This is a genomic window from Streptomyces sp. NPDC042259, from assembly GCF_055582085.1.
The window spans coordinates 46,002-63,724 of the sequence record NZ_JBVJDW010000013.1 but is presented as its reverse complement, the minus strand read 5'-3'; the positions used below and the strand labels follow the sequence as shown (position 1 = coordinate 63,724).

17 protein-coding genes are annotated in these 17,723 nt (G+C 70.4%); 15 read left to right on the top strand and 2 right to left on the bottom strand.

Annotated features, from left to right (window positions below; all coding sequences use genetic code 11):
- Positions 1–48 precede the first annotated feature (48 nt).
- The 5 genes from ACZ6MA_RS28640 (at position 49) to folE (ending at position 6,074) form a co-directional block, all read left to right on the top strand.
- The gene (locus ACZ6MA_RS28640) at positions 49–1,185 is read left to right on the top strand and encodes a zinc-dependent metalloprotease (protein WP_469437175.1); all 1,137 of its coding nucleotides are present in this window, start codon (positions 49–51) and stop codon (positions 1,183–1,185) included.
- Between the two features lie 198 nt (positions 1,186–1,383).
- Positions 1,384–2,400, top strand: coding sequence for a tRNA lysidine(34) synthetase TilS (gene tilS / locus ACZ6MA_RS28635; protein ID WP_469437173.1), 1,017 nt, complete (start codon positions 1,384–1,386; stop codon positions 2,398–2,400).
- A gap of 90 nt (positions 2,401–2,490) precedes the next feature.
- Positions 2,491–3,030, top strand: a complete 540-nt coding sequence (hpt, locus tag ACZ6MA_RS28630; protein ID WP_130878793.1) for a hypoxanthine phosphoribosyltransferase — start codon at positions 2,491–2,493, stop codon at positions 3,028–3,030.
- A 279-nt stretch (positions 3,031–3,309) separates the two neighbouring features.
- Complete coding sequence (gene ftsH, locus ACZ6MA_RS28625; RefSeq protein WP_469437358.1) at positions 3,310–5,340, top strand: ATP-dependent zinc metalloprotease FtsH; 2,031 nt, start codon at positions 3,310–3,312, stop codon at positions 5,338–5,340.
- A gap of 128 nt (positions 5,341–5,468) precedes the next feature.
- The gene (folE, locus tag ACZ6MA_RS28620) at positions 5,469–6,074 is read left to right on the top strand and encodes a GTP cyclohydrolase I FolE (protein WP_469437172.1); all 606 of its coding nucleotides are present in this window, start codon (positions 5,469–5,471) and stop codon (positions 6,072–6,074) included.
- 15 nt (positions 6,075–6,089) lie between these two features.
- Here the strand turns inward: folE and ACZ6MA_RS28615 are convergent, their stop codons facing one another.
- Entirely contained in the window at positions 6,090–7,199 is a 1,110-nt protein-coding gene (locus ACZ6MA_RS28615; protein ID WP_469437170.1) for an alpha/beta hydrolase, read from the bottom strand.
- Between the two features lie 171 nt (positions 7,200–7,370).
- On the opposite strand from ACZ6MA_RS28615, the gene ACZ6MA_RS28610 reads away from it, so the two are divergent.
- The 6 genes from ACZ6MA_RS28610 to ACZ6MA_RS28585 all read left to right on the top strand — a co-directional run bounded on the left by ACZ6MA_RS28610 (position 7,371) and on the right by ACZ6MA_RS28585 (position 12,553).
- Positions 7,371–9,224: a phosphatidylglycerol lysyltransferase domain-containing protein gene (locus ACZ6MA_RS28610; protein WP_469437168.1), complete on the top strand. Its 1,854-nt coding sequence runs from the start codon at positions 7,371–7,373 to the stop codon at positions 9,222–9,224.
- Between the two features lie 97 nt (positions 9,225–9,321).
- Positions 9,322–10,209, top strand: coding sequence for a dihydropteroate synthase (gene folP, locus ACZ6MA_RS28605; RefSeq protein WP_469437166.1), 888 nt, complete (start codon positions 9,322–9,324; stop codon positions 10,207–10,209).
- Entirely contained in the window at positions 10,206–10,685 is a 480-nt protein-coding gene (locus ACZ6MA_RS28600; RefSeq protein ID WP_469437165.1) for a nuclear transport factor 2 family protein, read from the top strand. The genes folP and ACZ6MA_RS28600 overlap by 4 nt, the downstream gene beginning before the upstream one ends.
- A gap of 373 nt (positions 10,686–11,058) precedes the next feature.
- Complete coding sequence (folB, locus tag ACZ6MA_RS28595; protein WP_130878302.1) at positions 11,059–11,418, top strand: dihydroneopterin aldolase; 360 nt, start codon at positions 11,059–11,061, stop codon at positions 11,416–11,418.
- On the top strand, positions 11,415–12,008 hold the full coding sequence (folK, locus tag ACZ6MA_RS28590; protein ID WP_469437163.1) for a 2-amino-4-hydroxy-6-hydroxymethyldihydropteridine diphosphokinase: 594 nt from the start codon (positions 11,415–11,417) through the stop codon (positions 12,006–12,008). The genes folB and folK overlap by 4 nt, the downstream gene beginning before the upstream one ends.
- A 53-nt stretch (positions 12,009–12,061) precedes the next feature.
- On the top strand, positions 12,062–12,553 hold the full coding sequence (locus ACZ6MA_RS28585) for a DUF3180 domain-containing protein (protein WP_469437161.1): 492 nt from the start codon (positions 12,062–12,064) through the stop codon (positions 12,551–12,553).
- Positions 12,554–12,660: 107 nt separating this feature from the next.
- On the opposite strand, the gene ACZ6MA_RS28580 is transcribed toward ACZ6MA_RS28585, so the two are convergent.
- On the bottom strand, positions 12,661–13,827 hold the full coding sequence (locus tag ACZ6MA_RS28580; RefSeq protein WP_469437159.1) for an ABC transporter ATP-binding protein: 1,167 nt from the start codon (positions 13,825–13,827) through the stop codon (positions 12,661–12,663).
- A gap of 129 nt (positions 13,828–13,956) precedes the next feature.
- Between ACZ6MA_RS28580 and ACZ6MA_RS28575 the strand changes: the two genes are divergently transcribed.
- The 4 genes from ACZ6MA_RS28575 to ACZ6MA_RS28560 all read left to right on the top strand — a co-directional run bounded on the left by ACZ6MA_RS28575 (position 13,957) and on the right by ACZ6MA_RS28560 (position 17,710).
- Complete coding sequence (locus tag ACZ6MA_RS28575) at positions 13,957–14,649, top strand: ABC transporter permease (RefSeq protein WP_469437157.1); 693 nt, start codon at positions 13,957–13,959, stop codon at positions 14,647–14,649.
- Complete coding sequence (locus ACZ6MA_RS28570; protein WP_469437155.1) at positions 14,646–15,392, top strand: ABC transporter permease; 747 nt, start codon at positions 14,646–14,648, stop codon at positions 15,390–15,392. Before ACZ6MA_RS28575 ends, ACZ6MA_RS28570 begins: the two co-directional genes overlap by 4 nt.
- Before the next feature lie 93 nt (positions 15,393–15,485).
- Entirely contained in the window at positions 15,486–16,466 is a 981-nt protein-coding gene (locus tag ACZ6MA_RS28565) for an ABC transporter substrate-binding protein (protein WP_469437154.1), read from the top strand.
- A gap of 86 nt (positions 16,467–16,552) precedes the next feature.
- Positions 16,553–17,710: a hypothetical protein gene (locus ACZ6MA_RS28560; RefSeq protein ID WP_469437152.1), complete on the top strand. Its 1,158-nt coding sequence runs from the start codon at positions 16,553–16,555 to the stop codon at positions 17,708–17,710.
- Positions 17,711–17,723 lie beyond the last annotated feature (13 nt).

Genomic DNA, 17,723 nt, shown 5'->3' with positions numbered 1-17,723 from the left:
GCGGGAACCCCTCACCGCAAGCCGTGCGCAGCACGTAACGTGAAAGCCATGACAAGCCTCGGTGGTACGGAGATGGTCGACTGGAAGCTCGCGGTGGCGACCGCGACCCGGCTCGTGCGGCCGGGGCCGGAAGTGAGCCGGGAGGACGCGCGGGCGATCGTCGCGGAGCTGCGGCGGCACGCGAAGGCGTCGGAGGAGCACGTCCGGGCGTTCACGCGAATGACACCACCGGTCAAGGAGGGCGCCGCCTTCACGGGTGACACGCCCGTGCTCGTCGTGGACCGGGCCGGGTGGATCAAGGCGAACGTCGAGGGGTTCCGGGCGATCCTCGGGCCGCTGCTGGAGAAGATGCAGGACCGCCGCAGCGGCACGGGCACGGCCGTGCTCGGTGCCGTCGGCGGCAAGGTGACCGGTGTCGAGCTGGGGATGCTGCTGTCGTTCCTGGCGTCCCGGGTGCTCGGCCAGTACGAGACCTTCGCCCCGGGCTCCGGCGATCTCCCCGGTGCCGGCGCGGGCGGCGGACGGCTGCTGCTCGTCGCGCCGAACATCGTCCACGTCGAGCGCGAGCTGGAGGTGGACCCGCACGACTTCCGGCTGTGGGTGTGTCTGCACGAGGAGACGCACCGCACGCAGTTCACGGCCGTGCCCTGGCTGCGCGCCCATATCGAGAGCGAGATCCAGGCGTTCCTGAGCGAGACCGAGGTCGATCCGGCGACGCTGCTGGAGCGGCTGCGCGAGGCCGCCCAGTCGCTGGCGGGCGGCAGGCCGGAGGGCGAGGACGGCGGCACGCCGAGCATCGTGGACCTGGTCCAGACCCCCGCGCAGCGGGAGATCCTGGCCCGGCTGACGGCCGTGATGTCGCTGCTGGAGGGGCACGCCGACTATGTGATGGACGGGGTCGGACCGCAGGTCGTGCCGTCGGTCACCGAGATCCGGGAGAAGTTCCAGCAGCGGCGGGCGCGCGGTGCGGGCCGGCTGGACGCGGCGCTGCGCAAGCTGCTCGGACTGGATGCGAAACTCCGGCAGTACCGCGACGGCGAGCGGTTCGTGCGGGCCGTGGTCGACGAGGTCGGCATGGACGGGTTCAACCGGGTATGGACCTCACCCAACACGCTCCCGACCAAGGCGGAGATCGCCAAACCCGCGGAGTGGGTCGCACGGGTGCACCGTAAATCCGAGAAGTAATTCGAACACGCCCCCTGTGGGATGAACGCCCCCGTAATCACCCGTCCGAGGGACCGTGAGCCAAGGGTGGGCGTGCGATGCTCGGGTAAAGGCTCGCTTCTGTCACCATCAACGCACACAGCGTGACTGATGCTCGAAGCTCGCAGAGTTCGGAACCCCCTCCGTACCCCCTCCATTGGAACGATTGGACACAGGGACATGGGTCCACATCCCGCGGTCGCCGCGATACGCCTGGCGGTCCGCCGCGTACTCCACGACGTCCTCACCCTCGCTCCGCCCGTCGCCGTGCCCTCCGGGGGCCGCCGGCCGCTCGTCCTCGTCGCCTGCTCCGGTGGCGCCGATTCCATGGCGCTCGCCTCCGCCCTCGCCTTCGAGGCCCCCAGGCTCGGGGTCCGGGCCGGCGGGGTCACCGTCGACCACGGCCTCCAGCACGGCTCGGACCTCCGCGCCGCGGAGGTCGTCAGCCGTCTCGCCGCCCTCGGCCTCGACCCCGTCGAGGCCGTGACGGTCACCGTGGGCAGGGAAGGCGGCCCCGAGGCCGCCGCCCGTGACGCCCGCTACGCCGCCCTGGACGCCGCCGCGGAGCGCCACGGCGCCGCCGCGGTCCTCCTCGGCCACACCCGGGACGACCAGGCGGAGACCGTACTGCTCGGCCTCGCCCGCGGCTCGGGCATCCGCTCGCTGTCCGGCATGGCCGTCGCCTCCGGCGCCGGCGGCCGCTACCGCCGGCCCTTCCTCGGTCTGGACCGGCAGACCGCCCGCAAGGCGTGCATGGTCCAGTCGCTCCCCGTCTGGGACGACCCGCACAACGAGGACCCGGCGTACACCCGCTCCCGGGTCCGCCACGAGGCGTTGCCCGTTCTGGAGAAGGCGCTCGGCAAGGGCGTCGTCGAGGCCCTCGCCCGTACCGCCCGGCTCTCCCGGGACGACGCGGACGCCCTCGACGCCTGGGCCGCCGACGTGGAGCCCTCCGTGCGCGACGAGACGGGCGCCCTGGAGGCCGCCAAGCTCTACCGGCTGCCCCCCGCGGTCCGCCGCCGCGTGCTGCGCCGCGCGGCCATCTCGGCGGGCTCCCCGGCCGGTTCGCTCTTCGCCCGGCACATCGAGGAAGTCGACCGGCTGATCACCGGTTGGCGCGGCCAGGGGGCCATCAACCTGCCCGGGCGCGTCGCGGTTCGCAGGCAGGGTGGCAGACTGGTCATCCGGCAGGGCTGATTCGAACGAGCGGCGAACGAGCCTCTGCTCGCCTCGGATGAGCCGGATGAGCCTTAAACAAGCGGAGTGGCGCGGGTGGACGACAAGGACATGGGCACCGACCTCAAGTCGGTGCTCATCACCAAGGAAGAGATCGACGCGAAGCTGGCCGAGCTGGCGGCGGAGATCGACGCGGAGTACGCGGGCAAGGACCTGCTGATCGTCGGTGTCCTCAAGGGCGCCGTGATGGTCATGGCGGACCTGGCGCGTGCGCTGTCGACGCCCGTGACCATGGACTGGATGGCGGTGTCCTCGTACGGCGCGGGCACGCAGTCCTCCGGCGTGGTCCGGATCCTCAAGGACCTCGACACCGACATCAAGGGCAAGCACGTCCTGATCGTCGAGGACATCATCGACTCCGGTCTGACGCTGTCGTGGCTGCTGTCGAACCTCGGTTCGCGCGAGCCCGCGTCCCTCAAGGTCGTCACCCTGCTGCGCAAGCCGGAGGCGGCCAAGGTCGCCATCGACGTGAAGTGGGTCGGCTTCGACATCCCCAACGAGTTCGTCGTCGGTTACGGCCTCGACTTCGCGGAGAAGTACCGCAACCTGCCCTTCGTGGGCACGCTCGCGCCGCACGTCTACGGCGGCTGAGCCGTCCGGCCCCGGTCCGGGCCCCTCTCCGGCGGGCGGGAACCGACCGACGGTTCCCGCCGTTGGAGCATGCGAAGACGGTTTTGTTTGACGGTCTCCGGCAGCGTCGGGTGACAATGCTGGGGTACCGTCCGAAGGTCAGTAGTTTCAAGCATTCTTTTCAAGCACTGCTAGCAAGCACTGCAAGGTCGAGCAGAACACCGTACGCACAGGCACCCCGGTCAGGGGCGGCCGTGCCTCACTGTGGCAGGAGGGACGGGGCGCTTGCGCCCCGTATGGATGGACGTGAAGCGCTACTTCCGTGGGCCGGTCATGTGGATCGTGCTGGCCGTCCTCGCCGTGGTCGTGTTGATGCAGGTCGTCGGCTCGTCCGGCGGCTACAAGTCGGTGGACACCAGTCAGGTCGTCAACGCGATCGACAAGAACCTGGTGAAATCGGCCGAGCTGACGACCGGTGACGAGAACAAGGTCAAGGTCGAACTCAAGGCGGGCCAGAAGGTCAAGGGCAGTTCCAAGATCCAGGCGAACTACATCGGCGACCAGGGCGTCGAGATCTCCAAGGATCTTCAGGCCAAGGCCGACGACGACAACAAGGACACGCTGCCCGACGGGTACAACATCGCCACGTCGAAGCAGAACCCCTTCATCGGGGTGCTGCTCTCGCTGCTGCCGTTCGTGCTCATCGTCGTGGTCTTCCTGTTCCTGATGAACCAGATGCAGGGCGGCGGCTCCCGGGTCATGAACTTCGGGAAGTCCAAGGCCAAGCTCATCACCAAGGACACCCCGAAGACGACCTTCGCCGATGTGGCCGGGTCCGACGAGGCGGTCGAGGAACTCCACGAGATCAAGGAGTTCCTCCAGGAGCCGGCGAAGTTCCAGGCCGTCGGCGCCAAGATCCCCAAGGGTGTGCTGCTCTACGGCCCGCCCGGAACGGGCAAGACGCTGCTCGCGCGCGCCGTCGCCGGCGAGGCGGGCGTGCCGTTCTACTCGATCTCGGGTTCCGACTTCGTCGAGATGTTCGTCGGTGTGGGTGCCTCCCGGGTCCGTGACCTGTTCGAGCAGGCCAAGGCCAACGCCCCGGCCATCGTCTTCGTCGACGAGATCGACGCCGTCGGCCGGCACCGTGGCGCGGGCCTCGGCGGTGGTCACGACGAGCGTGAGCAGACCCTCAACCAGCTGCTGGTCGAGATGGACGGCTTCGACGTGAAGGGCGGCGTCATCCTGATCGCCGCCACGAACCGCCCCGACATCCTCGACCCCGCGCTGCTGCGCCCGGGCCGCTTCGACCGGCAGATCGCCGTCGACCGCCCGGACATGCAGGGCCGCCTGGAGATCCTCAAGGTTCACCAGAAGGGCAAGCCGGTCGCCCCGGACGTCGACCTGGGTGCCGTCGCCCGGCGTACGCCCGGCTTCACCGGCGCGGACCTGTCGAACGTGCTGAACGAGGCGGCGCTGCTCACGGCCCGCAGCGACAAGAAGCTGATCGACAACCACTCGCTGGACGAGGCGATCGACCGTGTCGTGGCCGGACCGCAGAAGCGGACCCGGATCATGAGCGACAAGGAGAAGAAGATCACCGCGTACCACGAGGGCGGTCACGCCCTGGTCGCGGCGGCGTCTCCGAACTCCGACCCGGTGCACAAGATCACGATCCTGTCCCGGGGCCGTGCGCTCGGCTACACCATGGTCCTGCCCGACGAGGACAAGTACTCCACCACGCGCAACGAGATGCTCGACCAGCTGGCGTACATGCTGGGCGGCCGCGCGGCCGAGGAGCTGGTCTTCCACGACCCGACCACCGGTGCCGCCAACGACATCGAGAAGGCCACCGCCACGGCCCGCGCGATGGTCACGCAGTACGGCATGACCGAGCGGCTCGGCGCGATCAAGTTCGGCTCGGACAACAGCGAGCCATTCCTGGGCCGTGAGATGGCGCACCAGCGCGACTACTCCGAAGAGGTCGCCGCGCTGGTCGACGAAGAGGTCAAGAAGCTCATCGAGACCGCGCACAACGAGGCGTGGGAGATCCTCGTCGAGAACCGCGACGTTCTCGACAACCTGGTTCTGGCCCTCCTGGAGAAGGAGACGCTGAACAAGGAGGAGATCGCCGAGGTCTTCAAGCACATCGTGAAGCGCCCGGCCCGCCCGGCGTGGACCGGCTCCTCGCGGCGTACGCCCTCGACCCGCCCGCCGGTGCTCTCCCCCAAGGAGCTGGCACCGAGCAACGGGGTCCAGCCCGCGCCGCCGGCCGACCTCCCCGAGGACGCCCCGCGCTCCTACGGCGGCGGCAACGCCACCCCGGAGAGCTGACCGGCAGGATGTGACCGGTGCCCCACGGGCCCGGAATGGATGCCGCACCGCCCAGGTTATTAGCCTGGGGGTGCGGCATCTCGCATGTCCGGGCCGCGCAGAACGTACGAGAGAACGAGGCAACTCCCATGACCGACCCGGTGACGCTGGACATCGAGGGCCCCGTCGGCGCATTCGACGAGAAGCGGGCCGAGAGCGCCGTCCGCGAGCTGCTCATCGCGGTCGGGGAGGACCCGGACCGGGAGGGCCTGCGGGAGACGCCGGCGCGCGTCGCGCGGGCGTACAAGGAGATCTTCGCCGGGCTGTGGCAGGAGCCGGAGGACGTTCTGACCACGACGTTCGACATCGGCCACGACGAGATGGTGCTGGTGCGGGACATCGAGGTCTACAGCACCTGTGAGCACCACCTGGTGCCGTTCCACGGCGTGGCGCACGTCGGCTACATCCCGGCCACGAGCGGGAAGATAACGGGCCTGTCGAAGCTGGCCCGCCTGGTGGACGTCTACGCCCGCCGCCCGCAGGTGCAGGAGCGGCTCACGACGCAGATCGCCGATTCGCTGATGCAGATCCTCGAGCCGCGCGGCGTGGTCGTGGTCATCGAGTGCGAGCACATGTGCATGTCCATGCGGGGCATCCGGAAGCCCGGTGCCAAGACGCTGACGTCGGCGGTGCGGGGCCAGCTGCGTGACCCCGCTACCCGCGCGGAGGCGATGAGCCTGATCATGGCCCGCTGAGGCGGGCCGGGCGCGCTACGCGCTGAGACGGCCGCCCATCCACTGGAGGGTGGGGTTCAGCTCACGGCGCCACGTGTTGAAGTTGTGGCCGCCGCTGTCGAGGATGATCGAGGAGACCCGGGCGTCACTCTTGGCCATCTTGATGAACTTCAAGGTGTCCTTGTAGTTGTGCTCGCCCTGCTCGCTGCTGGTCACCAGGACCGAGATCGGCGGGGTCTTCTTGTTCTTCAGCCGCCACATCACGTCGTTCTCGTTCTCCAGCTTCTTGCTGCCGCCGAAGAGGGAACCGGTGGTGGGGTCCTGCAGGGCCTTGTAGTAGCCGGAGAGCGAGGCGGCGGCGCTGTAGGCCTCGGGGTGGCGCATGGCGATCTTCAGCGCGCAGTAGCCGCCGGTGGAGTTGCCGATGATGCCCCAGTTCGCGGCCTTGTCGCCGACGCGGTAACGCTGGGAGACCGCCTTGCGGAGATCCTTCGTGAAGAAGGTCTCGGCCTGGGGGCCGTTGGGTATGTCAATGCATTCGGTGTCGCGCTGGCCCACCACGGACGGGCGCATCATGACCAGAATGGTGGGCTGCATCTTCTTCGCCTTGGCGAGCTTATGCGCGCGCACCGGGTAGTCCAGGCCCTTGATGAGCGCCTCGGAAGTGCCCGGGTAGCCGGTCAGGACGACGGAGGCCGGAAAGGTCTTCTTGGCGTACTCCGGCTGGAAGTACTCCGGCGGCAGGTAGACATATGCCGGGCCGTTGATCTTCGAATCGACGCCCGCGACATTGATCTTCTCGATCTTGCCGCCGACCCGCGGTACATCGCCGCGCGGCACCTTCACCGCCTGCGTGCTCACGACCTGCACCCGCTTGCCGCTGGCGCTGTGGTCCACGACGACGCCCTCCTGGTTGACCTGCCCGAAGAGGTCGGCCCAGGAGCCGTAGAAACCGAAGGACTGGTTCGCCCAGAGGCCTATCGCCGCGAACAGCGTCAGCTGCGTGGCGAGCATCATGCCGACGCGGCCCAGGATCGATCCGACGCTCTTCTTGCCCAGGCGGGGCCAGAGCCAAATGGTCAACGCGAAGAGCACTACCGCGGCCGAGATGGCCAGCAGCAGTACTGCCATGCTGGTGAGACCCATGAGGTGCTTTCTGCCAGAGCGACCGGAGGCCCGAGTCGCGGAATGGTTACTTCTTTCCGGGCTTGGCCCCCGGCGGAACCTCAACCCCGAAACCGTCGTCCTACAGGGCGCATTAAGTCCGGGCGCTGCCGCCAGACGGCGCAGGTCCACTCGACAGGACGACGGGAAGAGATGTCTGTCAGGGTAGATGGCAAAAAGTCCGATGGGGTTCCCGAGGGGGCCAAGCGACTGTCGGGGCTCGCGCGCATCCTCAAAGGGCCCAAGCCCGAGAACGTGCCTGCCGTCGTGGGCACGGTCGCCGCGCTCATCGGTCTGGCGGACATCGTGGCCGGGGTCGTCCCCCGGTACCGGTGGAGCAGGATGCACGCGCTCTCCGAGGTGCTGCCCGGCACGGTGACGCAGCTGGCCGCGGCCGGCTCGATCATCGTCGGCATCCTGTTGCTGATGCTGGCGCACGGCCTCAAGCGGGCCAAGCAGCGGGCCTGGCTCGCCGCCGTCGTGGTGCTGCCGGTCGGCGCCGCCGCGCAGCTGATCTACCAGCACTCCCGGGTGGGCACCGCGCTCACGCTGCTGCTCTTCGTCTATCTGCTCAGGCACCGGAAGTCCTTCGCCGCGTTGCCGGACCCCCGCAGCCGCTGGAAGGCGGTCGCCAACTTCATTCTCATGGGCGGGGCGAGTTTCGGCCTGGGCTGGGTGATCGTCGGTTCGCACGCGAACAAGATGGTCGGCGACCCGCCGGTGCTGGAGCAGATCGAGCACGTGATCTGGGGCCTCTTCGGTTTCGAGGGGTCGATCCGCTATACGGGTGGCGTCGACTACACCGTGGGCTACTCCCTTGGTGCCCTCGGTCTGCTGACCGTGGCCACCACCGCCTACCTGGCGTTCCGCCCGGCGTACCCGGCGCCCGTCCTCACCGAGGAGGACGAGGACCGGCTGCGCGAGCTGCTCGCCAAGCACGGTGAGCGCGACTCGCTCGGTCACTTCGCGCTGCGCCGCGACAAGAGCGTCGTCTTCTCGCCCTCGGGCAAGGCCGCCGTCTCCTACCGCGTCGTCTCCGGCGTGATGCTCGCCAGTGGCGACCCCATCGGTGACGTCGAGGCCTGGCCGGGCGCGATAGAGCAGTTCATGGACCTGGCCAAGCGCCACTCCTGGACCCCCGCGGTCGCCGGCTGCAGCGAGACCGGTGGCGAGGTGTGGACCCGGGAGACCGGGCTGGACGCGCTGGAAATGGGTGACGAGGCCATCGTCGACGTGGCCGACTTCAGCCTCTCCGGGCGTTCCATGCGCAACGTCCGCCAGATGGTCAAGCGCATCGAGCGCAACGGCTACAGCACCAAGGTGCGCCGGGTCGGCGACCTGAGCCCCGAGGAGCTGGAGGTCGTCCAGAAGGCCGCCAACGCCTGGCGCGACACCGAGGACGAGCGCGGTTTCTCCATGGCGCTGGGCCGGATCGGTGACCCGAAGGACCTGGACGCGGTCATCGCCACCGCCCACAAGGACCCGGAGGAGGGCGAGGACGCCCCCTTCGGTGATCTGAAGGCCATGCAGCACTACGTGCCGTGGGGCCCGGAGGGCAGCTCGCTGGAGCTGATGCGCCGCGACCGCAGCGCCGACCCGGGCATGAACGAGCTGCTCATCGTCGCCTTCCTGCAGGCGGCGCCCGAGCTGAAGATCAAGCGCATGTCGCTGAACTTCGCGTTCTTCCGCTCCGCCCTGGAGCGCGGCGGCAAGCTCGGCGCGGGCCCGGTCGTGCGCGTCCAGCGCGCGGTGCTGATCTTCCTCTCGCGCTGGTTCCAGATCGAGTCGCTGTACAAGTTCAACGAGAAGTTCCGGCCGCGCTGGGAGCCGCGCTTCATCGTCTTCCCGAACAGCCGCGACCTGCCTCGCATCGGTTTCGCGATGATGCAGGCGGAAGGCTTCCTGGAGCTGCCGCGGCTGCTGCGCCGCCGCCCGGCGGAGCCGAAGCCCTGCGAGCACGACGAGGACGTCGCCCCCGCGCGGAACGAGGTCACCCGCGCGGCCTGACCGTGCGACGCCCGCGCGTAGCGTGCGGAATAACGCCCCCTGTCCGACCTTTCGGGCAGGGGGCGTTCTTTTTGCCGCACGCCCTAGGCTGGTGGGCATGAGTACGTTGCGCGGTTTCGGACCTGTCGGGCTGCCGGAGTGGGACCGCTGTGCGGTGATGGGCGTGGTCAACGTCACGCCCGATTCGTTCTCCGACGGCGGCCACTGGTTCGACACCGCCGCGGCGGTCAAGCGGGGCCTGGACCTGGTCACGGGCGGCGCCGACCTGGTCGACGTGGGTGGCGAGTCCACCCGGCCCGGGGCCTCGCGGGTGGACGAGGCGGAGGAGCTGCGCCGGGTGGTCCCGGTGGTGCGCGGTCTGGCGGGCGAGGGCGTGGTGGTCTCCGTGGACACCATGCGGGCCTCGGTCGCGGAGGCGGCGGTCGCGGCCGGTGCGGTGCTGGTCAACGATGTGAGCGGTGGGCTCGCCGATCCGGAGATGGTGCCCGTGGTGGCCGCGGCCGGGGTGCCGTTCGTGGTGATGCACTGGCGGGGCTTCAGCGCCGACATGAACAGCCGGGCCGTCTACGGGGACGTGGTCGCCGAGGTGCTCACCGAGCTGCGGCAGCGGGTGGAGGCCGTCGTGGCGGGGGGTGTCGACCCCCGGCGGATCGTGGTGGACCCGGGTCTGGGCTTCGCGAAGAACGCCGAACACGATCTGGCGCTGGTCGCCCGGCTGGCGCACCTGCGCCGGGAGCTGGAGCTGCCGATGCTGGTGGCCGCCTCCCGGAAGCGGTTCCTCGGCCGGGTGCTGGCCGGGGACGAGGGCAGTCCGCCCCCGGCCCGCGAGCGGGACGCGGCGACGGCCGCCGTCTCCGCCCTCGCGGCGCGCGAGGGCGCGTGGGCGGTGCGGGTGCACGAAGTGGGTGCGAGCGCGGACGCCGTCCGCGTCGCGAGAGCCGTAGAGGGTGCGGCGGCCGCGGCCGCCGCCGAGGGGGCCTGGTGAGCACAGCGCGCACGGACAGCGAGCGGGTCGAGCTGGCGAACACCGCGCTGTACGAGGCGGTGGAGCGCGGCGACACGGCGGCCATGGACAGCCTGTGGCTGGACAGCCCCGATACCGACGTCTCGTGTGTGCATCCGGGATGGCCGGTGCTGCGGGGGCGGGGCGAGGTGCTCCGCTCGTACGCGCTGATCATGGCGAGCACCGACTACATCCAGTTCTTCCTCACCGACGTGGAGGTCGCGGTCGCCGGTGACACGGCGCTGGTGACCTGCACGGAGAACATCCTCAGCGGCGGTCCCGCGGAGACGGAGGGCGAGCTGGGGCCGCTGGTGGGCCAGCTGGTCGTGGCGACGAACGTCTTCCGGCGGGTGGGGGAGGACTGGAAGGTCTGGTCCCACCACGGCTCGCCGGTGCTCGCGGGCCGTGAGGACGAGGACGACGAGGACGAGGAGCCGGGCGGCCCGGACCGGGCGTGATCCGGCGTGTTCCGACGCGATCCGGGTATCGGCCGGGGGCGAAATGGGTGATACGCCAGTGGCATGCGTCACGTAGGAGGCGTGGGGTCCGTCACGGCCCGACGTCCGCGTGACGTCAGTGTGAGGGGAATGTGATCACTCGTTCGAGCTGCTTGCGGGCGGGGTAGGGGTGGAGCGCGAGGGCATCGGGTAGACGCGGCGGAAGCCGTCTAGCAGCGCATGCCCTCCTTGTCCATAGCACCCGTGGGCGGGCACTGTCGGTGCGCGCAGGTAGATTCGAAGATGGGGAACCCGGCCGAAGGCAGGGGACGGGCGATGTGCCGGCAGCGGTCGGCGCGCTCCCGCACACCGACAACCAGCAGGAGTGATTCGTGTGGATCGTGTCGCGCTGCGCGGCTTGAAGGCTCGCGGACACCACGGGGTGTTCCCCCGGGAGCGCGAGGAGGGCCAGACCTTCATCGTGGACCTGGTGCTGAGCCTGGACACCCGGCCCGCCGCGGACGCGGACGACCTCGCGAAGACCGTGCACTACGGCGTGGTGGCCGAGGAGGTCGTCGGCGTGGTGCAAGGTGAGCCGGTCGACCTGATCGAGACGCTGGCCGAGCGGATCGCCCAGCAGTGCCTCAAGCACGAAGCGGTACGGGAGGTGGAGGTCGTCGTGCACAAGCCCGACGCCCCGATCACCGTGCCGTTCGACGATGTGACGATCACGATTACCCGGAGCCGAGTATGAGCAGCAGCGACCCGACCGTGCAGCCGGTGCCCGCCTCCGTGGTGGAGCAGGTGGACGCCGCCGATGTGACGTTGAGCAACCCCAAACGGGCGGTGATCTCGCTCGGCAGCAACCTGGGCAACCGCCTGGAGACCCTGCAGGGCGCCATCGACGCGCTGGAGGACACCCCGGGCCTGCGGGTCAAGGCGGTTTCCCCGGTCTACGAGACCCGGCCCTGGGGCGTCGACGCCGATACGCAGCCGCCGTACTACAACGCGGTGGTGCTGGTGAAGACCACACTGCCGCCGGCCTCGTTGCTGGAGCGCGGACACGCCATCGAGGAGGCCTTCGAGCGCGTGCGGGACGAGCGCTGGGGCCCCCGCACCCTTGATGTCGATATCGTGACGTACCAGGATGTTTTGTCGGACGACCCGCTGCTGACGCTGCCGCACCCGCGCGCCCACGAGCGCGCTTTCGTCCTGGTGCCGTGGTACGACGTGGACCCGGAGGCCGTGGTGCCCGGCCGCGGCCCGGTCGTCGAGCTGCTGTCCGGTGTCGGTACGGACGGCGTCAGTCCGCGCGTCGACCTGGAACTTCGACTGCCCGAGTAGCCGTTGGGCCCATGTAGTTCCGGTGCGCCGAGGAATCATGGAGGAGCGACCCAGTGAAGCAACTGCGGGTCAGTGTGCTGGTCGGGCTGTTCGCGGTGGCCGGGGTCCTGTCCTGGGCGGGCGCCCGGCTGTGGGACTCGGTCGGCACCCTGCCGAGCGTGCCGGTGGCGGCGCCCATCGTGCTGGCGGTCATCGCCGTCGTCCTGGCAGCGACCGCGTTCTCGCTGCGCTCCAGGCTGCGGGCGCAGCGTGAGCGGCGGCCCGGCGCCAAGGGCGTGGATCCGCTGCTGGCCGCCCGCGCGGTCGTCTTCGGCCAGGCGAGCGCGCTGGTCGCGTCGCTGGTCGCCGGAATGTACGGCGGGGTGGGCGTTTTCATGCTCATCGACGGCCTGGAGGTCACGGCCCGCCGGGACCAGGCGATCTACGCGGGCGCGTCCGTACTGGCGGGCGCGTGCGTGGTGGCCGCGGGCTTCTTCCTGGAGCGCGTCTGCAAGCTTCCCGAGGACGACGACGAGGACGGCGGTACGGCGGCCAAGGCGGCGTAGCCGCCGCGGGGCGCGTCTGTCCGCACCTCCGCCGCGCGGCGGTGTCCTCACACGCCGGACGGGCCGGATGGGGCCGGCCTCGGCCCATCCGGCCCGTCCGGCGCGGGTCAGACGCCGGAGATCGTCTCCAGCTCCACGTCACCCCGCGCGGCCCCCCGGGAATCCGCGCCGATCGAGCGGCGCAGCGCCTCGTGGAGGCGCGCCGGGGTGAGGACGCCCAGGAAGTGGTCGGCGTCGTCGCCGTCGAGGACGGCGATCCACCCGGCGTCGTGCTGGAGCATCGTGCTGAACGCCTGCTTGAGCGAGGCACCCACCGGCAGCCAGGCGTCCATGCGCCGCGAGTGCCGCCGGACGGTGCCGTCGGAGCCGGTCAGCGCGTCGGCGGAGACCCAGCCGTGCAGATGGTCCGCGTCGTCCAGGACGACGGCCCAGCGCGCGCCCTCAGCGGCCAGGCGGGCGGCCGCCGTCACCACCCGGTCGTCGAGGTGGACGACCGGAGGCTGCTCCAGGTCGCCCGGCTCGATGGAGGTCACCGACAGCCGCTTGAGGCCGCGGTCCGCCCCGACGAAGTCGGCGACGTACGGCGTGGCGGGGGCGCCCAGGACCGCCGCGGGCGGGTCGAACTGCTCGATGCGCCCGTTGCCGTAGACCGCGATGCGGTCACCGAGACGGACGGCCTCCTCGATGTCGTGGGTGACGAACAGGACGGTCTTGCGGACCTGCGACTGAAGCCGCAGGAACTCGTTCTGCAGGTGCTCGCGGACGACGGGGTCGACCGCGCCGAAGGGTTCGTCCATCAGGAGTACGGGCGGGTCGGCGGCCAGGGCGCGCGCCACCCCCACCCGCTGGCGCTGCCCGCCGGAGAGCTGGTCGGGGTAGCGGTCGCCGTAGACCGACGGGTCGAGGCCCACGAGGTCCAGCAGCTCGGCCGCGCGGGCGCGGGCCTTCTTGCGCTGCCAGCCCAGCAGGTGCGGGACGGTGGCGGTGTTCTCCAGCACGGTCTTGTGCGGGAAGAGGCCGACCTGCTGGATGACGTAGCCGATACGGCGACGCAGCTCCACGGGGTCGACCGTGGCGATGTCCTCGCCGTCGAGGTGGATGTGGCCGCTGGTCGGCTCGATGAGCCGGTTGACCATCTTCATCGTGGTGGTCTTGCCGCAGCCGGAGGGTCCGACGAGCGTGACCAGCTCACCCTCCGCCACCTCGAACGACAGGTCGTCCACGGCGGTCGTGCCATCGGCGTAGCGCTTGGTGACGTGCTCGAAGCGGATCATGCTTCCCCATTCTGGCCGTACTCCTGACGGACATTGTTGCCGTTGTGTGGCGGCCGCAGTCGAATGTCAGTGCGCGGGGTTAGGGTCGCCAGTAACCGAGGGTCAAGGGCCAGGGGGAGGTGAGGGCGGATGGCGGGACAGAACTGTCTGATCACCAATGAGTGGATCTGCGGCGAATACCTGCGCACACGGGGGCAGGAGCTGACCGACGCCACGCTCCAGCACGTCGGCATCACGCTCGCGTCGGTCGCCATCGGGCTGCTCGTCGCCTTTCCGCTGGCCCTGCTGGCCCGCAGATGGCGCGGCGTGGCCGGGCCGGTGCTCGGGATGACCACGATCCTCTACACCGTCCCGTCGCTGGCCATGTTCTCGCTGCTGGTGCCCGTCTTCGGGCTGTCGGTGGCCGTCGTGGTCACGGGCCTGGTGCTCTATTCGCTGACGATCCTCGTGCGGAACATCCTGGCCGGGCTCGCCTCGGTGCCGGAGGAGGCGCGGGAGGCGGCCCGCGGCATGGGCTACGGGCCGGTGCGGCTGCTGTTCGGCGTCGAGCTCCCGCTCGCGCTGCCCGCCCTGATGGCGGGCCTGCGGATCACCACGGTCTCCACGGTCTCGCTCACCACCGTCGGCGCGATCATCGGCTACGGCGGTCTGGGCAATCTCATCTACGACGGCATGCACAGCTTCTTCAAGGCGCAGGTGCTCACCGCGTCCGCGCTGTGCGTGGCCCTCGCGATCCTCGCGGACCTCGCCCTGCTGCTCGTACAGCGGCTGCTGACGCCCTGGGCGCGGGCCGGGAAGCGGAAGAAGGCGGCGGCCCGATGAGTGTCATCGCGAACAGCTGGACGTGGCTGACCACCGGCTCGCACTGGTCCGGTGCGGACGGAATCTGGCTCCGCCTCGGCGAGCACCTGTTCCTGACCGTGGTGTGCCTGGCGATCTCCTGCGCCATCGCGCTGCCCGTCGCCGTGCTGCTGGGCCACGTCGGGCGGGGCGGCGCGCTCGCGGTGAACCTCTCCAACGCCGGCCGCGCGGTGCCCACGTTCGCGGTGCTGGTGCTGCTGCTCCTCAGCCCGCTCGGTACGCACGGGTCGTGGCCGACGATCATCGCGCTGGTGCTGTTCGCCATCCCCCCGCTGCTGACCAACGCGTACGTCGGCATGCGCGAGGTCGACCGGGACGTGGTCGAGGCGGCGCGGGGCATGGGCATGACGGGCCGCCAGCTGATCGGCCGTGTCGAACTGCCGCTCGCCTTCCCGCTGATCCTCACCGGTGTCCGGACCGCGGCCGTGCAGGTCGTGGCCACGACCACGCTCGCCGCACTGCCCGGCGGCGGTGGTCTCGGCCGGATCATCACCGCGGGTTTCCGGCTCACCGATACCGCGCAGGTGGTATCCGGGGCGTTGCTGGTGGCCGCGCTCGCGCTGCTGGTCGAGGGGGCGTTCGTGGTCGTGGAGCGACTGCTCGACCCGCGGCGCCGCCGCAGGCGCATAGCGGACCGGAAGGGCGGCGGCACCGGCCCGGCGGCCCCCGCCGAGCCGCTGCCACCGGTGGGGAACCCCGCCTGACGCGGCGCCGCGCTCCGCGATGCCGTCGTTCTGACGTCTGAACACCCGTGCGTCCGCCCAGGTGGACGCACAGCCGAAGTGGATGGAGTGCCCATGAGCTGGACCTCGCGCCCCGCGCGGACCACCCGCGCCCTGCTGGCCGTGGCCGGCGTCACCGCCCTGGCCGCGGGTCTCGCCGCCTGCGGTGGCGACAGCCTGGAGAAGTCCGGCGGTGGTGGTGGTCCGGCCGAGCCGGGCCAGGGCTCGCTGGTGATCGGATCCGCCTCGTTCACCGAGTCCAAGCTGCTCGCGGAGATATACGCGGGGCTGCTCAAGGACGCCGGGTATTCGACGCGGATCAAGACCGTCGACGCCCGCGAGCTGTATGAACCGGCCCTGGAGAAGGGGCAGATCGATGTGGTCCCGGAGTATGCGGCGACCCTCACCGAATTCCTGAACAAGAAGCAGAACGGTAAGGACGCGGACCCGCTCGCCTCGGCCGATGCGGACGCCACGGTGAAGGCCCTGCGGAAACTCGCCGAGCCGCGCGGACTGAAGGTGCTCGACCCCGGCCGGGCGGTCGATCAGAACGCCTTCGCCGTGAGCCGGGACTTTGCCGCCGAACACCGGCTCAAAACCCTTTCCGACCTGGGGAAATCGAAGCAGAAGATCAAGCTCGCGGCGGGCGACGAATGCTCTCGGCGGCCCTTCTGCCGGCCCGGTCTGGAGAAGACCTACGGCATCGACGTCACCGGCATCGACCCGCTGGAGGTCGGCAGCACCCAGGCCAAACAGGCCGTCAAGGACGGCAAGGACCAGATGGTCCTCACCACCACCACCGATGCCACCCTCGAACAGTTCGGCCTCGTTCTCCTCAAGGACGACAAGAACCTCCAGAACGCCGACAACGTACTGCCGGTGGTGAATGCGCGGAAGGCCGGTTCGCAGAAGGTCGCGGACGCGCTCGGGAAGCTCAGCAGGGTGCTGACCACGGCCGATCTCACCGAACTCAACAAGAAGGTCGACGCGGAACGGCTGAAGCCCCAGGATGTCGCCGCGCGCTACCTCAAGGACAAGGGTCTGCTCACGAAGTAGCCGGGAAGGCGGGGCGAAGTAAGATCAAGGGAAGAGTTTGGTGGTGGGGTCACACTCTTCGGGCGTCGCACGGTAAGTTTCAGGCCATGCCACGAGGACGCCACCGCCATTCGCCGCCCCTGCACAGGCTTCTTCCCTCATCGACGGTCGCCGCGACATCGGTCGCCTGCGCCGCCGGTGCCTGGGTGGTCGGAGAAACGGTCCTCATCCGCAGTCTCGCGGCGGCCGCTGCCGCCGCCTCTGTGGTCGGCGCCGTACTGATGCGCCGCTGGGACCGTTCCGCCGGCAAGCGCGTCGCCCAGCTCACCGCGGCCCGGGTGCGCGACGAGTGGAAGACCGAGGAGCGCATAGCCGAGCTGGAAACGGACCTCGAGGAGTCGCGTCTCCTGCGCACCAGGCTGGAGACCAAGCTCCGCGCCAAGCGTTCGGAGCTGGCACGGCTGCGCACCGAGCACGCCGATCTGCTGCGCCGGTACGCCACCGCCGAGACCGAGCGGGCCGGAGCCCTGGAGCGCCAGCGGCTGCTCGCCAAGGGCCCCGCCGCGTCCGCCGCCAAGGAACTGGAGGCCGCGGCATCGGCCCGGTCGGCGTCGGCCGCCGCCTACGTCAAGGCCGCCGAGGCCCTCCGCGATCTGGAGCGCAACGGCGCGGCCCAGCGGGCCGCCGCGGCGAACCCGGCCGTGCCCGCGGCCGCGATCCCCGCGCCCAAGGCCCTGGAGAAGGCCGCGAAGCCCGCGAACGCCCCGGACCCCGAGGCGGTCAAGGTCCCCCAGCCCGCGCGGAAGCCCGGCGGCCCGGGGAAGCCGGGCACACCGGGGACGCCCGCGTTCATGCCCGTACCGCGGCCCGGCACCGGCGGTGTCGTGCGCGACCAGCGCACGGTGCCCGCCGCCGCGGCCGTGCTGCCGCAGGCCCCCGCGCGCACCGCGTCCCGGGCACAGGGCGGGTTCGACTTCTTCGGCACCCAGGCGACGCCGGCCCTGCCCGCGCGCCCCGTCGAGGAGGAGGACCTCGCGGACGTCGTCGGAGAGGAGGCCCTCGCCGAGCGTGAGCGCCGCCAGACGGCCGAGGCCGAGGCCGCGGACGTGCCCGGCATGGAGGACACGGACGGGATCGAGGACGACGACGTCGAGGCCATAGCCGATGCCGAGCCGCGGACCGCGGCCGACGGTTCGGTCATCGACCTGACCGCGCACGACGAAACCGAGCAGATCGACGTCGCCGGCCTGCGCCGCGTGATCTGAACCCCATCGCCGG

What these genes read in the sequence shown, in the direction of transcription:
- ACZ6MA_RS28610 (WP_469437168.1), top strand. Translation starts at nt 7,371, where the DNA reads ATGTCTGTCAGGGTAGATGGCAAAAAGTCCGATGGGGTTCCCGAGGGG.
- ACZ6MA_RS28640 (WP_469437175.1), top strand. Translation starts at nt 49, where the DNA reads ATGACAAGCCTCGGTGGTACGGAGATGGTCGACTGGAAGCTCGCGGTG.
- ACZ6MA_RS28560 (WP_469437152.1), top strand. Translation starts at nt 16,553, where the DNA reads ATGCCACGAGGACGCCACCGCCATTCGCCGCCCCTGCACAGGCTTCTT.
- ftsH (WP_469437358.1), top strand. Translation starts at nt 3,310, where the DNA reads ATGGACGTGAAGCGCTACTTCCGTGGGCCGGTCATGTGGATCGTGCTG.
- ACZ6MA_RS28615 (WP_469437170.1), bottom strand. Translation starts at nt 7,199, where the DNA reads ATGGGTCTCACCAGCATGGCAGTACTGCTGCTGGCCATCTCGGCCGCG.
- ACZ6MA_RS28580 (WP_469437159.1), bottom strand. Translation starts at nt 13,827, where the DNA reads ATGATCCGCTTCGAGCACGTCACCAAGCGCTACGCCGATGGCACGACC.
- folE (WP_469437172.1), top strand. Translation starts at nt 5,469, where the DNA reads ATGACCGACCCGGTGACGCTGGACATCGAGGGCCCCGTCGGCGCATTC.
- hpt (WP_130878793.1), top strand. Translation starts at nt 2,491, where the DNA reads ATGGGCACCGACCTCAAGTCGGTGCTCATCACCAAGGAAGAGATCGAC.
- folP (WP_469437166.1), top strand. Translation starts at nt 9,322, where the DNA reads ATGAGTACGTTGCGCGGTTTCGGACCTGTCGGGCTGCCGGAGTGGGAC.
- folK (WP_469437163.1), top strand. Translation starts at nt 11,415, where the DNA reads ATGAGCAGCAGCGACCCGACCGTGCAGCCGGTGCCCGCCTCCGTGGTG.
- tilS (WP_469437173.1), top strand. Translation starts at nt 1,384, where the DNA reads ATGGGTCCACATCCCGCGGTCGCCGCGATACGCCTGGCGGTCCGCCGC.
- ACZ6MA_RS28575 (WP_469437157.1), top strand. Translation starts at nt 13,957, where the DNA reads ATGGCGGGACAGAACTGTCTGATCACCAATGAGTGGATCTGCGGCGAA.
- ACZ6MA_RS28565 (WP_469437154.1), top strand. Translation starts at nt 15,486, where the DNA reads ATGAGCTGGACCTCGCGCCCCGCGCGGACCACCCGCGCCCTGCTGGCC.
- ACZ6MA_RS28570 (WP_469437155.1), top strand. Translation starts at nt 14,646, where the DNA reads ATGAGTGTCATCGCGAACAGCTGGACGTGGCTGACCACCGGCTCGCAC.